The organism is Sphingobacterium chungjuense (assembly GCF_011316935.1).
Taxonomy (GTDB): domain Bacteria; phylum Bacteroidota; class Bacteroidia; order Sphingobacteriales; family Sphingobacteriaceae; genus Sphingobacterium; species Sphingobacterium chungjuense.
Genome location: NZ_WLYS01000001.1, coordinates 235523 through 252900 on the forward strand (window position 1 = coordinate 235523; position 17378 = coordinate 252900).

Sequence of the window (17378 nt, forward strand, 5' to 3'; positions counted from 1 at the left end):
AAGAATATCCTATGTATTTTTCTCGCTACGCATTCTGGATGATGGCACTCTTCGTACTGTTGGGCACACCTGCCGTACTAGCGCAATCTAGCAAAGCGATCTTGAAACAACACATTTATTATCTGGCTTCGGACGAAATGAAAGGCCGCGAAACAGGTAGTGCACAAGTAGAGCAAGCAGCGCAGTACATCGAAGCAGCATTCAAAAATTACGGTTTACAACCGAAAGGCACTGATGGTTACCGCCAAGATTTCACGGCAAAAATTACGCGTGTACCCGTGACAGATTCATTGCGTGCAGCTGCGAATATTATTGGATTTTTAGATAACGGTGCAGCGAGGACGATTGTGATCGGCGCACATTATGATCATTTGGGTCACGGCACAATCGGTGGCTCCCGCGATACCTTACATATTGGCGAAATCCATAATGGAGCAGACGATAATGCATCCGGCGTAGCCGGATTGCTAGAGCTAGCGCGTCACTATAGCCAGAACGAAGTGAAAGAATCCTTCAACCTGCTTTTCATTGCCTTTGGCGCTGAAGAACTGGGCTTATTAGGTTCCAAGCATTTCACACAAAACCCTACCGTTCCCTTGAATCAGATTCATTGGATGCTCAATATGGATATGATTGGCCGCTATCAACCTGAAAATGGCTTGGCTATTATAGGACATGGTACCAGCCCAGCATTCGTCGAAATCTTTGACGGCGTTACCAGCGACATCAAATTTTATACGAGCAAAGATGGCAATGGTGGATCAGATCAAACCTCGTTTTACAAAAAAGATATTCCGGTGCTGTTCTTCCATACCGGCGGACACCCTGACTATCATATGGCCAGCGATGATGCCGATAAAATTGACTATAAAGCGTTGCAATCCATCGTCGATCTGGAAATAAAAATCATCGACAAATCCATGCATGTGGCAAAAATGCCATTTCAGTGGACCAACTAATCTCTATTCGCTATGCGCGTACTCATTACCGGTTCTAATGGATTTCTCGGGCAAAAGTTAGTCAAGCGATTAGCAGCAGAATCAGGCTACAGCCTATTTAGCACCTCCGGTTCAGCAGATCGTATTAGTCAAGATATTCCACATGACTTCTTACAAGTAGATTTCGGCGATCCTAAACGATTATTGGAGGCCATAGCCAGTTTCCGACCGACTCATATCATACATACGGCCGCCATCAGCAGTGTGGATGTCTGCGAAAAAGATCCTGCGCAATGCCAAACCGTGAATGTAGATATCGTTCGTGAGTTAGCAACTGTGGCAAAAAAGCAAGATATTCACCTTACTTTTCTCTCTACTGACTTTGTGTTCGACGGACAGAACGGACCTTACACGGAAACGGATGTTACGTCAGCCTGCAATGCCTATGGTCAAAGTAAAATCGATGCGGAAAAGATTCTGCAAGCGTCGGGTTGCCGACATGCGATTCTTCGAACCATCTTAGTGTATGGCACGCCCAATAAAGGCAGTAGTGCACGTAATCTGGTGATCTGGGCAAAAGAAGCCTTATCTAAGCAGGAAAACATTCGTGTTGTATCTGATCAATGGCGCATGCCCACTTGGGTAGAAGATTTGGTCGAAGCCTGCCATCTTGCGGCGAAGAAGCAGGCGAATGGTATTTACCATATAAGTGGTGACGAGATGTTCTCTGTGGAAGAAATCGTACACGAAGTAGCCGATTACTGGAATTTGGATTCCTCGCTGATCACACCAATCATGGCACAGGAAATTGGTCAAGATAAAAATCGACCGCGTAAAACAGGCTTCGTACTGGATAAAGCCAAACATGAACTCGGCTATACGCCCACACCATTTCGCGAATCCTTAAAAAGAATCGACGAAGAATTAAAACAGCATTTAAACAATTGAGCACCATGCAAGCAAAACCAGCCAATCACTCTTATACGGAGATGAACGAATTGGTACTCCCGAATGATACCAACACCTTTGGAAACCTCATGGGCGGAAAATTATTGTACTGGATGGATATCTGTTCGGCCATGGCTGCGCAGAAGCACTGCAATAATGTCGTGGTTACGGCATCTGTAGATAACGTTTCTTTCAGAAGATCGGTCAAACTTGGTGAGGTCGTGACGATTAAAGCACAAGTTACCCGCGCCTTTAATAGCTCTCTGGAAGTGCGCATGGAGGTATTTGCACAAAATCTGCCAAAAGGTACGATGGAAAAATCCAATGAAGCGTATTATACTTTCGTAGCGTTGGATGAAGAAGGAAAGCCAAAAGCCGTGCCGATGCTTATTCCGGAAACCGAAGGCGAAAAAGCATTATATACCTCGGCATTGCAAAGAAGGGAACTGCGTTTGATCTTATCAGGAAAACTAAAACCAGAGAACGCGGAAGTATTGCAAGATCTGATCAAGTTATTTCAGAAAGGAGAATAGCTAATGCTTAGCTATTCCCCATTTCTACAATACGGTCAAATTCCGCCTGCTTCAGCGGCATTACCGACAAGCGGCCTTGCCTTACCAAAGCCACATCTTCCAACATTTTATCTGCTTTGATCGCTTCGAGCGTGACGGGTCGCTCGAATGATTGTACAGGCGCCAAATCTACGACCACCCATTTCTCATCATCAGTCGTAGGATCTTGATAGAACTCTTTCACGACCTTGGCCATACCGACTACTTCCTTGCCTTCATTGCTGTGATAGAAAAGCACTAGATCGCCTTTCTTCATCGCTTTCATATTATTGCGCGCTTGATAATTGCGCACACCATCCCAAAAAGTTTGACCGTCTTTATTAAACTGATCCCAACTGTATTTGAAGGGCTCGGATTTCACTAAAAAGTAATTCATATGCAAGGAATGATTTAATAGTTTAAAAGGTGATAGCTTAGCTTTGCTGCTCTAATACTTCCATCTTCTCCGCGAAATGAGCGCAGTAATCGCGCAGATCTGCGATTACTTTCTCTGCCATAGGATCACCACCAGAAGCACGTAAAAAGGAATCGCCCAACGTTTGCACCGTTTCATAAAAGAACCGTTTCATCTCATCGTACGGCATATCTTTGGTCCATAAGTCAATACGCAATGAATTCTTGTATTGCGCATCCCAAAGCGCTAAGAACATCGCTTTAGACACCATCTCGTCCGATGTCTCGCCATCAGACGAAGACCAACGGATTACTTCCGGAACATTTTTATCATCTAACTCTACATTGAGTTTTATCTCTGCTTTCTTCATATCTCTTACTAATAGTATAAACGTGTTTATGTTAACCCTTAAAATGTCAAAAGGGTGTTCATTATAGGATTTTGATGAGTACGGCACATACCGCCGTAAATAGAATAAATGTAATCTGCATCCACCACAGCTTTTGCGTATCGCGAGCCCACAGTCTACACAAAATATCAACCACCAGCACGACAATGACTAATAAAATGAGCCAACCCCAAGAGAACAGCGCTTTGCCCTCCTCTCCTAATTCAGAGATAGCCCATACTAAGATGCATGCCAGAACGATATTTAGCGGAGACAATCTCATCGACGTTTTGCCGGTTTTTTCGGGCTTCGTTTGTTGCCGCTGCCAGACTTAGACTTTTTGGGTTTCGGGGTGAATTTTTTCTCGTGAAACGCGCCTTTGAAGTCTGGGTTTTCTTTACGCATCTGCATATCAATCTCACGTGCGATAGCTTGCCTTTCATCAAATCCCGTTGGTTCTACAATCACACCTTCAGGCAATTCCAGTACTGGAATGGACTGCCTAATGAGCTTCTCAATTTTCTTGACGTAATATTCTTCGGCGGGATTGCAAAATGTAATGGCGTCGCCATTATTAAACGCACGACCGGTACGGCCAATACGGTGCACATAATCCTCAATAACAATGGGCACATCAAAGTTGATGACGTGACTCACGTTGGAAACATCCAAACCGCGCGCCGCCACATCCGTAGCGACGAGAATACGCACATCGCCTTCTTTAAAGGCATTGATGGAGTTAATGCGTGTATTCTGCCCCTTGTTGGCGTGTATTACGCGCACTTGATCCGAACTATATTTGCGATCGAGGTAGACAAAAATATTATCGGCTACAGTCTTGGTTTTACAGAAAACGATCACCCGGTGAAAGGCTTCGTCGTCTTTAAATAAAACCTGTAGTAAATTAAGCTTCGTTCTTAAGTTAGGAGCTTTATACAGCACCTGCGTCACCGTAGAGGCAGGTGTAGCTTGTTCCGTCACTTCAATCACCGTAGGAAAGGCTAGAAAATCTCCGGCTATTTTGCGTACCAACTCACTCATGGTCGCTGAGAAAAGCATATTTTGCCGTTTTCGTGGCAACACTTCTAGAATGCGGTGAATTTTGCCAATAAATCCCATGTCCATCATCTTATCGGCTTCGTCCATCACCAAAAATTTAATCATTTTGGTTTGGATGTGTTGAGATAGATAAAGATCTAGGAAACGACCCGGTGTCGCGACAATAATGTCACAACCTTTTTCTAATTGTTCTTTTTGTGTTTTCGGCCCTAAGCCGCCATACAATAATACCGTACGCAGATCGAGGTAAGTAGAAAAAAGACGAATTTGCTCTTCAATCTGCATCGCCAGTTCTCTGGTTGGCGATAAGATCAGCGCACGTGGATGATCGCCTTGGGCGTATTTTAATGCCATCAATAAGGGCAGCACAAATGCCGCTGTTTTTCCGGTGCCCGTTTGGGCAATCCCCATAACATCTTGTCCTGACAGCAGAGGCGTAATCGCCTTTTGCTGAATCTCGGTAGGCACAGTATATCCTGCCTCCGCAATTGCATTCAACAGTTGTCTGTTGAGTTTAAAATCTTCAAAAGATGCCATCGTACAAAGATAGTAAAACCTACGACAACCCGTAGAATAGGATGCTCACGGCATGGTCATATCAATGAGTTTTGTTTTCAGGATTATTTGCGCGAATTTTGTCGACACTATATAAACACAACACACATGAAAAGAATAACGTTTATCTTACTGCTATCCGTAGTAAGCCTTGCTGCTTGGGCAGATGAAGGAATGTGGTTTTTGATGCATCTTAAAAGGCTTAATGAAGCCGACATGCAGAAAAAAGGGCTACAGTTAACAGCAGAAGAAATTTACAGCATCAACAACTCGAGCATCAAAGATGCCATTGTACAATTCAACGGCGGCTGTACGGCAGAGATTGTGTCTAAGACGGGTTTGGTCTTCACGAATCACCACTGTGGTTATGGCGCGATCGCCGAATTATCTACGCCAGAGAAAGATTATCTAACGAATGGCTTTTGGGCACAAAACTATCAAGAAGAGTTGAAGCCGAAATCGCTTTACGTACGTTTCTTCGTTCGTATGGATGATGTATCAAAACGCATCTTGGGTTTGGTGAATAATGACATGAGCGAGAAAGAACGCGAGCAAATCATCAATAAAGAGATCGCTAAGATCGAACAAGAGAACAGCGAAGGCGGCAAATATGTGGTATCGGTGCGTCCGTTTTACAATGGCAATGAATATTACTATTTCGTATACCAAGATTACACGGATGTCCGATTAGTAGGCACGCCTCCTAACAGCATCGGAAAGTTTGGTGGCGACACGGATAACTGGGAATGGCCACGCCACACCGGAGATTTCTCGGTATTTCGTGTATATGGCGATAAAGACGGTAATCCAGCCGCCTATTCTACAGAAAATGTGCCTTTAAAACCAAAGTATTCTTTACCTATAAGTATTAAAGGAATCCAAGAAGGCGACTTCTCCATGATTTTAGGTTATCCTGGCAGAACCAATAGATGGATGAATGCGGCCGGAATTGATCAAAACGTGAAATTTGCGTATCCAGCTTGGGTAGAAGCCTCAAAAGTTGGGATGGACGCGATGAAAAAACACATGGATCAGCATCAAGAGGTTAAATTAAACTATGCTTCTACGTATTCTGGCGTAGCCAATTACTGGAAAAACCGTCAAGGCATGATCGATGCATTGACTAAACATGGCACTGCGGCTACCAAACGCAAGCAAGAAAAACGCTTTGCGAAATGGGCTAATCGTGGAGAAAATAAAGAATTGTATGGCCAAGTATTGCCAACGATCAACGCGTACTATGCCACTACCAATGCAAAAGCGCGCCATGATAATTACTTGACTGGATTATTACGTTCTTCGTCTTTAGCGGCTATTCCTTCTTCTTTAGGGAATGGATTGATCCAATACAGTCAAGAGAACCAAGCAAAGCGCCAAGAAATGCGTCCTCGCTTGGAAGCTTACATCACGAACAACTATGAGAAGATGTATTTGCCGTTAGAGAAAGACGTATTAGCGAACGAATTGAACTTGTATACTGCCAAAGCAGGCGATGTTGCTCCTTATTTTGCGACAATGGCGAGCAAAAATCAAGGCAATTTTGCAGCAGATATCGATGCTGCCGTAGAAAAAAGTCTTTTCAAATCGATGGAAAGTCTTCATGCTTTCTTAGATAATCCTGACGCCGCAACGGTAGAAAATGATCCCTTATTTCAACTATCTTCTGCCTTAATGCAGAAGTATCGGGAGAGCTCGCCAGAGCTTGAAAAAGAGAAAGATGCATTCCAAACGGCGCAACGCCTGTATGTGAAAGGCGTATTAGAGATGGATCCGCAGGGAAAATATTATCCAGATGCAAATTCTACTTTACGCTTAACTTACGGTAGCATTCGTGCGCTACCAAAAGACAAACGCAACGATGCTAAGGTGAATAATTACACCACACTAACAGGTACAATCGCGAAGTATATACCTGGAGATGAAGAATTTGACCTTTCCCAAAAATTGATTGATTTGGAGAAAAACAAAGACTACGGACGCTATGCTGACCCAGCCGGACATTTGCCAGTCAACTTCCTTAGCGACCAAGATATTACCGGTGGAAACTCCGGGTCTCCTGTTTTAAATGCAAAAGGTGAATTAATTGGCATTGCATTTGACGGTAATATTGAAGCAATGGCGGGAGATGTGATCTTCGACCCTAAATTGCAACGTACTATATCAGTTGATATTCGCTATGTATTATTTATCATTGATAAGTTTGCCGGAGCAAAAAACATTATAAATGAACTAACAATTGTAGATTAATATGCGTTAAAAGCATATTGAGATAAAAAACTAAAAAATTACTTTTTAATAGAACCTTTTGTATATTTATCCTATCTTAGGCTTACATCTAGGTAATAAACGACTTTTATATTAATTATTTATTATTGTATTCAAACATGAAAAATTTCAATCAACTAAAAGACCTTCTTGCTTCAATCGAAGGTGACGCTGACAAGTTCTTCAACAATGGCAATGCCGCTGCTGGAACACGTGTACGTAAAGGACTTCAAGAAATCAAAACTTTGGCTCAGGACATTCGTAACGAAATCACTGCAGCTAAAAATGATGCAAAGAAATAAGGTTTTATACCTTAATCTTAAAGATAAATGAGCTCAGTATCGAAAAGGTGCTGAGCTTGTTTGTTTTGTTTGGGTGGGGTGATAAAGTTTAGAAAGTGGATACGGTTGATAGCGCTCAGGAAGTCTGTAGTGCTCCGACTCATTGTTAACCTAAGAATGAGATCAAAAACCGTACACCAAATTGCCCCACCATTTTGCCTCGGTTGCGCAATGACGTGGTTACATGGCACAAAAAAAGCAAAGACGAATTCGCCTTTGCTTCAATAATATACTGTTTGAGTATTAGTGCCTAAATCAAAAAAATAATTAAGCCACAACTTCCTCACCTACAAACTCATCGTATAGCGATGCGAATGCTTCGTAATCTTCATCACCTTGCGTAGCGTGCAAACGAATACCTTGCTCTTGCACGTGCTGCAAAATCGCATGATCTGCTGGCAAACCAGCATTAATTACTACATCGGTAAAGGCAAGCGCTCCTTTGTATAGATCTGTTTGCGATCCATCACCATATTTACCCGCATCTTCTGCAGATAAATCCGATTGACCAGCCATTTCTCCTAATTTGGACGTCAATGTATCTCCAGATTGAAAATCTTCTTCGTATAAAGAGTAGATAATCTTTGTATCCTTAAAAGCAGGATCTTGATTATATACATTTTTGATGTAAGCAGGAATCATCGCAGAAAACCAGCCATGACAGTGGATAACATCCGGAGACCAACCTAATTTTTTAACAGTTTCGATCGCACCTTTGCCGAAAAACAAAGCACGCTCGTTGTTATCGTTAAAAAATTCGCCCTTGTCATCGCGGAAAATCTTCTTTCTTTGGAAATAATCTTCATTATCCAAGAAATACACCTGCATACGTGCTGCTGGCAAAGATGCCACTTTAATAATCAAGGGATTATCATTCCCATCCACTACGATGTTCATACCTGATAGACGAATAACCTCGTGAAGCCTATTTCTGCGCTCATTGATACATCCGAAGCGTGGCATCAGGATACGGATCTCGAATCCGCGTTCTTGCATTGCTTGGGGTAATTGGCGTGTGATTTCAGAAATTTTGCTTATTTCGAGGAAAGGCGACATTTCATGGGTTACAAACAATATTTTCGTTTTTGCCATCTCCACTTACTTTTTTTGTTTTGAAAAATAAAATCGGTTTACAAAGATACGAAATTTTATCATTTCTACCAATCTATTGCTACTCATGGTTTTATATTACCAAAAATAATACGCACCTTAGCGGGCTATTTTATCCAATACACACGTGGAAATTTTCGTTACGGCAAGCGCACTACAACAGCATTTAGCAACCCTCCAGCAACAACATAAAAAGATTGGATTTGTACCGACTATGGGTGCACTGCACGATGGACATATTTCGCTGATACAGGCAGCGAAAGCCACCACAGATGTGGTCGTATGTAGTATTTTCGTGAATCCCACCCAATTCAACGATCCCAAAGATTTAGAAAAATATCCGCGCCCGATTGAGCATGACAAAGCATTGTTAACCGCAGCAAATTGCGATATTTTATTCCTGCCAGAAGTAAGCGTCATGTACCCAGAGAATGATCCACGTTGGCAAATCGATTTAGGTAATCTAGACCAGATTTGGGAAGGCGAACATCGTCCTGGTCATTTCCAAGGGGTGACGCAGATTGTGTACAAATTGTTTCAATTAGTGAATCCGAATATTGCTTTTTTTGGTCAGAAAGATTTTCAGCAGGTCATGGTGATCCAACGTATGATTGCGGAAAAGGCTTTAACTGTAAAACTACATATCGTACCGACGCTTCGCGATGCACATGGATTAGCATTAAGCTCCCGCAATGCGCGCCTTTCGCTTGCCGGAATAAAAAAAGCATATACCATATCCAAAGCGTTGCGCCATATCCAGCACTATGCAGGAGAAAAAGACGTGGACACGCTGATAGCGGAAGCAACTGCATTGCTCCATGATGTAGACGGACTAGAATTGGAATATCTTGCGATTTGCGAAACCACTACATTGGAAATTAGCACCACTATAGATCCTAACAAAGATTATGTGGTGCTTGTTGCTGCGTGGTTAGAAGGTGTGCGGCTGATCGACAATATGCTCCTGCAGTAATCCTATTTTGTTTTCGTCAATACAGTGTAAATACGCTCTTTCACAAGCCGCTTACTATTTCAACCCTATGGAAAAAAGCCGTAACTTTGCGCCATGATGATCGAAGTGATGAAATCCAAGATCCACCGGGCAAAGGTGACGCAAGCCGAATTGAACTACGTCGGCAGCATCACTATTGATGAAGATCTGATGGATGCGGCTAATATTATAGCCAATGAGAAGGTGCAGATTGTAAATAATAACAACGGTGCTCGTTTTGAGACTTACGTGATCAAAGGCGCTCGTGGCTCTGGCACTGTATGCTTGAATGGTGCTGCAGCACGATTGGTACAAGTAGGTGATGTGGTAATTATTATCTCCTATGCTTGGATGAATCAGGAAGAAGCAAAGCAACATGAGCCGGCCTTAGTTTTCCCTGATGATCACAATCAATTGATTTCATAAAGGGGTAATATCGCCCATACTACATATTAAAAAACGAAATGGTATTCTGTAGCAGAATACCATTTTGTACGTTTACCGGATAATAAGTAAAACAAACATCTTCTATGAAATTTTTTAATTCAGCAACGACGTTGCTAGTAGCATGTACAACGCTTTTCTCGTGCTCTTCCGATAATATGAATCTAGAACCTTTTGATGCGGAAGCGCAATTAGCTTTGGAAAAAGAAACGATCAGAACTTTTGCCGCAAAAGAATATCCTAATGCAATCGAAGATAGCTCGGGGATATGGTATGAGTTATTAGATACCGCCGAAACACCTACATTTGATTACAAATTCAATCAAAATGGCTCCCAGATCATTCCCACTATCACGGTAAACTACAGACTTCAATTACTCAATGGCACAGAAGTAGATAAAAACCAATCACCAGAAGGTTTTACTACCCGTTTGAATAATGTTATTCCAGCATGGCAAATTACCTTTTTTCCACGAGCTGTAGGAAATCAAAAACATCTAGGATTGACTGCCCGCGGTTTACAGCCTGGCGACACCATACGTATCATTACCCCATCTTACTATGCGTATGGAAATAGAAATTCAGGACCTATTCCAGCGAATTCGCCACTCATTTTTGAGATTAAAGTACTCAAGATCGTAGACTAACATGTTAATGTATTGATGCCCTAATTAGGGCATCAATACAAATGTAGCTACTACCTTAGAGTCCGCATCTTTCAATTCTAAGCGATTATTTTGGATTGCATAGCTCTGCACCAAGGGAAATAACTTTCCAAACCCATCTTCTACCTCCATATTATTTTCACAATACATCTTCGTAGACATCCCCATCATTAGGCGGAGTTGATCCCCTTGCTTAATTTCGTACTGTCCACCTATACCGTTACAGCCAGTAATAGCTCCATAGCGTTTATCGGCCGATGTAAACGTTAGGGACGGTACTTTCCCGTTAATTTCTTTACGAACTGCTTTTCCCTCTAACTCGGTGAGGCGCCAAGTCACATCCTCTAATTTTGCAGTAGAATCAGCTGTGCTATTCTTCTTAGACATACTGCAGGATGCAAATAATACAAGCATGACCGTTAGCGTACTCCAAACATAATTTTTCATAGTTCTTCTTTTTAAATAAAAATATACGAACAATCAGATGACATTGCTACATAAAAACGACAATATCTATCGACATTTACACGACTTTATCGAAGCGTTTTTGCTAAGTTTGTATACAATTAAGAATTGTTCTAAAACCATTGCAAGAAATTCTAGCTCATATCATCCCGCCCATAGCGATATTCCTATTTATCGCTAGCTTCACGTTGTTTGCCGTATATGCAGAACGTAAAATTGCGGGTTTTGTTCAGGATAGGCTTGGACCAATGGAAACCGGCAAGCATGGTTCTTTGCAAACCATTGCCGATATTCTAAAACTTTTACAGAAAGAATTCATCACACCGACGGTAGCCGACAAGATTTTATTTGCGCTCGCTCCTATTGTGATTTTTATAGCGGTTTACATTGGTTTCAGTGTAATACCTTGGGCACCCGGTTTTGCGCCAGCAAATACAAATACAGGGCTTTTCTTCATCATGGCTGTGATTTCCATCGATGCATTAGGCATTTTGATGGCTGGTTGGGGTTCGAATAATAAATACTCCTTGTTAGGCTCTATACGCGCGATTGCGCAGATGCTGTCTTACGAAATTCCGATCGGGCTTTCCCTGATCGCGGTGGTAATGCTGTCGCAAACCTTAAATCTGAACGATATCGCGTTCAATCAAGGTATTTTGGCGACAGAGAATATTAAATTTTTGGGCATTTGGAATGTCAATGAGATTGGTGGTGTATTAGCTTGGCATATTTTTCAAGCGCCGCACCTTCTATTTGTCTACGTTATTTTCTTCATTGCTACGCTGGCCGAATGTAATCGTGCGCCTTTTGACATTCCAGAAGCGGAAAGTGAATTGATTGGCGGTTTCCACACGGAGTACGGCGGTATTCGCTTCGCTTTCGTATTCTTGGCCGAATATGCGATGATGTTTTTGGTTTCCATGTTAGGCGTCGTGCTTTTTCTAGGCGCGTGGAATACACCGCTGCCCAATATTGGCTCCTTGCAATTAGCGACTTGGACTACCGGTTTGTATTGGGGAATTTTCTGGACAATCTTTAAATCAACCCTTATTGTTGGCGTGCAAATGTGGATTCGCTGGACGTTACCGCGATTCCGCGCCGACCAATTGATGAACTTGTGCTGGAAGATTTTGATTCCAGCCGCTTTTGTAGGTATGGCTATTTCGGGATTGTGGCGTATATTGGTGATGGTATAATTTAAAATGTGCCCGTGATCTTAAAAACTACTCTGTATGGATTAAAGACCGCTGTCAAAGGATTACTTCTGACGGTGAGACACTTTTTTGCCGCTGGCAAAAAAAGAGAAAATCTGGATATCCGCAAAGATGGTTATTTCGATAAACAAGATGGCACGGTCACCATTCAGTTTCCAAAGCAAAAAATCCCTATTCCAGAAGTAGCGCGCTACCAGTTAGATGTAGAAATCGACGATTGTATTGTCTGCGATCTTTGCGCTAAAGCTTGTCCGGTAGATTGTATTGCCATTGAATCGATTAAATCGCCGGAGGCGATTGGCAAAACCTCTGATGGTAGCGTAAAAAGACTGTACGCCGAAAAGTTCGAAATCGATATGGCCAAATGCATGTACTGCGGATTATGCACTGTGGTATGCCCCACAGAATGCATTACCATGACCGATCAATACGACCGCACCACCACGAAATTAACGGATCTGATCTACGGCTTTGGCGAGATGAGCGATCAAGAGATCGTGCAACGCAAGGAAGAGTGGACACGTTTTCAAGCTGAGAAGGAGGCGGCAAAATCTAAAAAATAATGGACTTATTTCTTTTTTACACTTTTGCTTTCTTAGCGATTACCAGCGCCTTATTGGTCGTGAGTCTCAAAAATACTGCCCGTGCGCTTTTCTTATTTTTTATTGTGCTATTCGCCATGGCGGGCTTGTATTTGTTTGCCTTAGCAGATTTTGTGGCTATCACCCAAGTGCTGGTGTATGTGGGTGGCGTTTTGATTTTGATGATCTTCGCCTTTATGTTGAGCAACAAAGAATTGTTGAGCGATCTGCAGGATCTTTCCGGATCCTTTATTCAATTGCCTAACTGGCAATCGCTCGCACTTTCCCTCGGCTTTTTAGGCTTGATGGGCTACGGAATCTGGCAATGGGATCAAGCGTATTCCCCATCGTGGATGGAACAGAATATAAGAACCGGACAGATCATCCTTTCCAGAGATAACAATATTAATCAGCTCGGCATGCTATTTATGTCACGTTACATATTGCCTTTCGAGATTATTTCCATCTTTCTGATGATGACCTTAATCGGTGCAGCGCATATTGCCAGAAAGGGGGATGAAGCGTGATTCCCATTACACATTTCTTAGCAGTAAGTGCTTGTATCTTCTGCATCGGTTTGTATGCCGTGATCTCCAAACGAAATGCGATTATGATTTTGGTCGGTATCGAGCTCATGATCAATGCGGCCATTCTCAATTTGGTAGCCTTCGGCCGCTATGATAAAGCGGACTATGGCGGACAGGTATTTGCCTTATTTGCGATTGTGCTCGCTGCGGCGGCGGTAGCTGTAGGCTTGTCGATTATCCTGATGACCTACCGAAAATATAAAACCATTAATCCAGACCAAATCACCGATCTGCGCGACTAATGATGAATTTGCTACACATATCGCCCATACATGCCAGTTTAGCAGTGCTGCTATTCCCATTAGCGGCATTTCTTTATCAAGCTTTGCGTGGCAAGCAGGATCAATCAGGCATCGTAGGTTTATTAGGCATACTATTAAGTACCGCAGCAAGTGCCTTTTTTGTCTTTTTCCCTATTTGGCAACAAACGCCTGTAGAAGCCACTGCTTCTTGGTTTACGGTCGGAAAACATACTTTCTCAGCGGGCATTCTGTTGAATAACTTGACGGTGCTGATGCAATTATTGGTCTGTATCATCGCCTTGCCAGTACATATTTATTCCCGCGTATACATGAAAGGCGATCCGGGCATTCATCGTTATTGGATGTACCTAAGCCTTTTTTGCTTTGCGATGCTAGCACTTTGCGTAGCCAATAATTTATTATTGATGTACGTATTTTGGGAATTGGTAGGCTTTGCGTCTTACCTACTCATTGGATTTTGGTTTACCAAAGATGCCGCTGTCCAAGCCAATAAAAAGGCATTTATCGTGAACCGCATCGGTGATATCGGCTTCTTAATTGGTATTGCCTTGGTGTATGCACACATGGGAACGTTAAACTTATCGGAACTATTTGGTAAGCAGAGTCCGCTTTTTGAACAGATTCCTCTATGGCATACTGAGCGATGGATGACTTATGCCGGATTGGCCTTTTTTGTCGGCGCGATGGCCAAATCCGCACAATTCCCTTTCCACGTTTGGCTGCCCGATGCGATGGAAGGACCAACTTCTGTATCGTCACTTATTCACGCGGCAACAATGGTCGCAGCCGGAGTATTTTTATTGGCTACCGTCTTCCCGCTGTTCAATGAAAGTATACTTTTAGTCATCGCTATTATCGGCACGATTACCGCGCTTACCGCATCGTATTTTGCGCTGGCGCAACAAGATATCAAAAAAGTATTGGCCTTTTCGACCATATCACAGCTTGGATTTATGGTGGTTGCAGTCGGAATTGGCGCTTGGAATGCCGCGATCTTCCATTTGGTCACGCATGCGTTCTTCAAATGTCTGCTTTTCCTTTGTGCTGGAGCAATTATACATGAAATGGCACATGCGATTCCTGCTGCCGCAAAAGTAGATCCTCAAGACATGCGCAACATGGGCGGATTACGCCGTTTTATGCCATATACTTTCATCTTAATGGTGATTGCTTCGCTAGCATTAGCCGGATTCCCGCTTACTTCTGGATTTTTATCCAAAGATTCGATCGTCATCGCAGCTTTCGAATGGGCAGTCGAGCGTGGTGGCACTTACCTTATTATTCCGATTGTATTGGTATTGGTGAGTTTCCTTACAGCATTTTACATCGGGCGAATGATTTTCAAAGTGTTTTTCGGGAAACCCAAATTGTGGAGCGATGAAAAGGTTACGGTATTTCATGAAGCACCTAAGGGAATGTGGATACCGATGGCTTTTCTTGGTTTGTGTTCGCTTTTCTTTGTTTTCTCGTTCAATCCAATTTCCCACCAAAATGCAGCCCTGATGCAGGGCTTGACACTACTAACAGGATTTCAACCGATTGATTCGCTGCATATGTTTATTCCCATCGTACTCATCACAGGCTCCGCCATTGGCTGGTGGCTTGGCTACCGCTGGTACGTACAAGGAAAATATCCTTTTCAAGAAAACAATGCTTGGGTGCAGCACGCGCAGAAACAAGCTTATATCAACGAATTTTATCAGTTCATCATCGTGCGCAGTACGTTGTATCTTTCACGAGGATTATATTGGTTCGATCATTATATCGTAGACGGGTTGACCAATGGAGCAGCTAGCGTGACACGCGCAGTTGGACGTGTATCGGCATGGGTCGATCGTAATCTGGTCGATGGATTGGTCAATTTAGTAGCTCAAACCAGCTATTATGCTGGTCATTTGCTACGCTGGGTGCAAAATGGACGCTTACAAAACTATATGGGTTTTGCGTTTACGATGGTTTTATTTGGCATACTTTATTTGGTTTTAAGATAACATGGGATTTTTATCTATACTCATATTCCTTCCCTTACTTGCAGCATTAGTCATGTTACTTCTGCCCAAATCTGCGGCAGGGAGCGCTAAGTATTTGGCTTTAGCCGCGACAGCTGGGCAACTATTGCTAACCGGATATTTGTATGTGCATTTTGATAGCGCGCAAGCGGGCATCAATGATGTCAATAGCTTCCAATACGTAGAGCAGTTGTCCTGGATTCGCTTACAGATCGGTGCAGATAAGCTTCTAGAAATTGACTATTTCTTAGGATTAGACGGGCTATCTCTGCCTCTGATTGTGCTAAGTGCGGTCGTGATGCTGATGGCTATTGGCGCGTCGTGGAATGTCACGAAAAGTGTCAAAGGTTATTTCGCTTTGCTGATGTTGTTGAACACGGCAGTGATGGGCGTGTTCTGCGCATTGGACTTCTTCCTGTTTTACGTATTTTATGAGGTGATGCTACTCCCTCTTTATTTCCTAATCGGAATCTGGGGTGGCGTAAGACGCGAATATGCGGCCGTCAAGTTTTTTATCTATACGCTATTAGGTTCAGTGTTTATGCTATTGGTGATCGTCGGTTTGTATTTCTCGGTTACCAATCCAGCGACAGGTGCAAACACCTTCAACATGTTGCACATGATGAATCCGGCTAATTATGGGGAGGAATCTTTCTTTGGTTGGGTGCGTAATTTTCACGAAATATTTGGTATTCCAGCTCGACTGATCGGTTTTGCTATTTTATTTATCGCCTTCGCAATCAAAGTTCCTATCGTACCATTGCACACTTGGCTTCCGGATGCACACGTAGAAGCTCCTACGCCGGTTTCGATTATACTGGCAGGGATTTTACTCAAAGTGGGTGGATACGGTATTCTACGCATCTGTATTGGCATATTCCCAGATATGGCAGCACTCAGCAACTGGTGGTTAGGCTTAATTGGCGTAATATCTATTTTGTATGGCGCATTTAATGCGTTGGCACAAAAAGATTTAAAACGTTTGATTGCCTATTCTTCCGTGTCGCATATGGGTTTTGTGTTGTTGGGTATCGCGACGCTTACTACCGAAGGTATTTCTGGTGCAATGTTCCAAATGATTAGTCACGGTTTTCTATCCGCCGCCTTATTCTTCTTAGTCGGTGTGATCTACGATCGGGTGCACGATCGAGATATTTACAATTTCCGCGGTCTGGCAAGTCATATGCCGCGTTATACCGTGTTTGTTGCCATTGCCTTTTTTGCCTCGCTAGGTCTTCCTGGTTTTTCTGCTTTCATTGGCGAAGCCTTCGTGATCATCGGCGCATTCAATAGTGAATCGGTGGGAACGGGACTGCCGCGTTGGATGGCCGTTGGAGGTTCGATCGGTATCCTGCTTAGTGCGGTTTATTTCTTGTGGACTTTGCAGCGCATGTTTTTCGGACAAACCCGATTTAAAGGTGGTGAAGAGTGGGCGACGGCATTGAATGACGTAACGATGCGCGAACAAATCATCTTGTATCCAGCTTTAGCATTGGCTATTATTCTGGGTATCATGCCTTCCTTAGTATTCACGCCACTAAATGAAAGTGTGATGCGTCTAGTTTCTGTGGTTTCATCATTTCTATAGG

Annotated in this window: 20 protein-coding genes; 14 read left to right on the forward strand and 6 right to left on the reverse strand. The window is 43.0% G+C overall.

The genetic code is table 11. The features are described 5' to 3' along the window. Window positions 1-11: 11 nt before the first annotated feature. From GKO22_RS01055 to GKO22_RS01065, 3 genes are read left to right on the forward strand one after another with little or no spacing between them, the layout of a single operon-like run. Window positions 12-959, forward strand: a complete 948-nt coding sequence (locus GKO22_RS01055) for a M20/M25/M40 family metallo-hydrolase (RefSeq protein WP_206367771.1) — start codon at window positions 12-14, stop codon at window positions 957-959. 12 nt (window positions 960-971) lie between these two features. Beyond that, window positions 972-1886: an SDR family oxidoreductase gene (locus GKO22_RS01060; protein ID WP_166332285.1), complete on the forward strand. Its 915-nt coding sequence runs from the start codon at window positions 972-974 to the stop codon at window positions 1884-1886. A 5-nt stretch (window positions 1887-1891) separates the two neighbouring features. After that, the gene (locus GKO22_RS01065) at window positions 1892-2419 is read left to right on the forward strand and encodes an acyl-CoA thioesterase (protein WP_166332286.1); all 528 of its coding nucleotides are present in this window, start codon (window positions 1892-1894) and stop codon (window positions 2417-2419) included. A gap of 7 nt (window positions 2420-2426) precedes the next feature. Here the strand turns inward: GKO22_RS01065 and GKO22_RS01070 are convergent, their stop codons facing one another. The 4 genes from GKO22_RS01070 to GKO22_RS01085 form a co-directional block, all read right to left on the reverse strand. Continuing rightward, window positions 2427-2834 (reverse strand): EVE domain-containing protein, encoded by a 408-nt coding sequence (locus tag GKO22_RS01070; protein ID WP_166332287.1) that lies wholly within the window; start codon window positions 2832-2834, stop codon window positions 2427-2429. Window positions 2835-2871: 37 nt separating this feature from the next. Beyond that, complete coding sequence (gldC, locus tag GKO22_RS01075; protein ID WP_166332288.1) at window positions 2872-3222, reverse strand: gliding motility protein GldC; 351 nt, start codon at window positions 3220-3222, stop codon at window positions 2872-2874. A gap of 61 nt (window positions 3223-3283) precedes the next feature. Further along, window positions 3284-3523: a hypothetical protein gene (locus GKO22_RS01080; protein ID WP_116776186.1), complete on the reverse strand. Its 240-nt coding sequence runs from the start codon at window positions 3521-3523 to the stop codon at window positions 3284-3286. Further along, window positions 3520-4836, reverse strand: coding sequence for a DEAD/DEAH box helicase (locus tag GKO22_RS01085; protein WP_166332289.1), 1317 nt, complete (start codon window positions 4834-4836; stop codon window positions 3520-3522). The genes GKO22_RS01080 and GKO22_RS01085 overlap by 4 nt, the downstream gene beginning before the upstream one ends. A 126-nt stretch (window positions 4837-4962) precedes the next feature. Here GKO22_RS01085 and GKO22_RS01090 point away from each other — a divergent pair, with 126 nt between their 5' ends. Both GKO22_RS01090 and GKO22_RS01095 read left to right on the forward strand, forming a co-directional pair. Then, window positions 4963-7101, forward strand: a complete 2139-nt coding sequence (locus tag GKO22_RS01090; protein WP_166332290.1) for a S46 family peptidase — start codon at window positions 4963-4965, stop codon at window positions 7099-7101. 137 nt (window positions 7102-7238) lie between these two features. Beyond that, on the forward strand, window positions 7239-7421 hold the full coding sequence (locus tag GKO22_RS01095) for a histone H1 (RefSeq protein ID WP_116776189.1): 183 nt from the start codon (window positions 7239-7241) through the stop codon (window positions 7419-7421). A gap of 306 nt (window positions 7422-7727) precedes the next feature. On the opposite strand, the gene GKO22_RS01100 is transcribed toward GKO22_RS01095, so the two are convergent. Next, window positions 7728-8552, reverse strand: coding sequence for a glycogen/starch synthase (locus GKO22_RS01100; protein WP_166332291.1), 825 nt, complete (start codon window positions 8550-8552; stop codon window positions 7728-7730). Window positions 8553-8697: 145 nt separating this feature from the next. On the opposite strand from GKO22_RS01100, the gene panC reads away from it, so the two are divergent. The 3 genes from panC (at window position 8698) to GKO22_RS01115 (ending at window position 10652) form a co-directional block, all read left to right on the forward strand. Beyond that, window positions 8698-9543: a pantoate--beta-alanine ligase gene (gene panC, locus GKO22_RS01105; protein WP_166332292.1), complete on the forward strand. Its 846-nt coding sequence runs from the start codon at window positions 8698-8700 to the stop codon at window positions 9541-9543. Window positions 9544-9636: 93 nt separating this feature from the next. Then, a complete protein-coding gene (panD, locus tag GKO22_RS01110) occupies window positions 9637-9987 on the forward strand; it encodes an aspartate 1-decarboxylase (RefSeq protein ID WP_066755040.1) in 351 nt (116 codons plus the stop codon). 104 nt (window positions 9988-10091) lie between these two features. Beyond that, window positions 10092-10652 (forward strand): FKBP-type peptidyl-prolyl cis-trans isomerase, encoded by a 561-nt coding sequence (locus tag GKO22_RS01115; RefSeq protein WP_166332293.1) that lies wholly within the window; start codon window positions 10092-10094, stop codon window positions 10650-10652. Window positions 10653-10676: 24 nt separating this feature from the next. Here the strand turns inward: GKO22_RS01115 and GKO22_RS01120 are convergent, their stop codons facing one another. After that, on the reverse strand, window positions 10677-11117 hold the full coding sequence (locus GKO22_RS01120) for an META domain-containing protein (protein WP_166332294.1): 441 nt from the start codon (window positions 11115-11117) through the stop codon (window positions 10677-10679). 140 nt (window positions 11118-11257) lie between these two features. Between GKO22_RS01120 and GKO22_RS01125 the strand changes: the two genes are divergently transcribed. From GKO22_RS01125 to GKO22_RS01150, 6 genes are read left to right on the forward strand one after another with little or no spacing between them, the layout of a single operon-like run. Continuing rightward, a complete protein-coding gene (locus GKO22_RS01125) occupies window positions 11258-12331 on the forward strand; it encodes a complex I subunit 1/NuoH family protein (protein ID WP_166332295.1) in 1074 nt (357 codons plus the stop codon). A 17-nt stretch (window positions 12332-12348) separates the two neighbouring features. After that, complete coding sequence (locus tag GKO22_RS01130; protein WP_317165697.1) at window positions 12349-12912, forward strand: 4Fe-4S binding protein; 564 nt, start codon at window positions 12349-12351, stop codon at window positions 12910-12912. Next, complete coding sequence (locus GKO22_RS01135) at window positions 12912-13457, forward strand: NADH-quinone oxidoreductase subunit J family protein (RefSeq protein ID WP_166332297.1); 546 nt, start codon at window positions 12912-12914, stop codon at window positions 13455-13457. Before GKO22_RS01130 ends, GKO22_RS01135 begins: the two co-directional genes overlap by 1 nt. Further along, window positions 13454-13759 (forward strand): NADH-quinone oxidoreductase subunit NuoK, encoded by a 306-nt coding sequence (gene nuoK, locus GKO22_RS01140; RefSeq protein WP_166332298.1) that lies wholly within the window; start codon window positions 13454-13456, stop codon window positions 13757-13759. The genes GKO22_RS01135 and nuoK overlap by 4 nt, the downstream gene beginning before the upstream one ends. Next, a complete protein-coding gene (gene nuoL, locus GKO22_RS01145; RefSeq protein ID WP_166332299.1) occupies window positions 13759-15771 on the forward strand; it encodes an NADH-quinone oxidoreductase subunit L in 2013 nt (670 codons plus the stop codon). Before nuoK ends, nuoL begins: the two co-directional genes overlap by 1 nt. Window position 15772: 1 nt before the next feature. Next, window positions 15773-17377 carry a complex I subunit 4 family protein gene (locus GKO22_RS01150; protein WP_166332300.1) on the forward strand — a complete coding sequence of 535 codons (1605 nt, stop codon included), beginning with the start codon at window positions 15773-15775 and terminating at the stop codon, window positions 17375-17377. The last annotated feature ends 1 nt before the right edge of the window (window position 17378 follow it).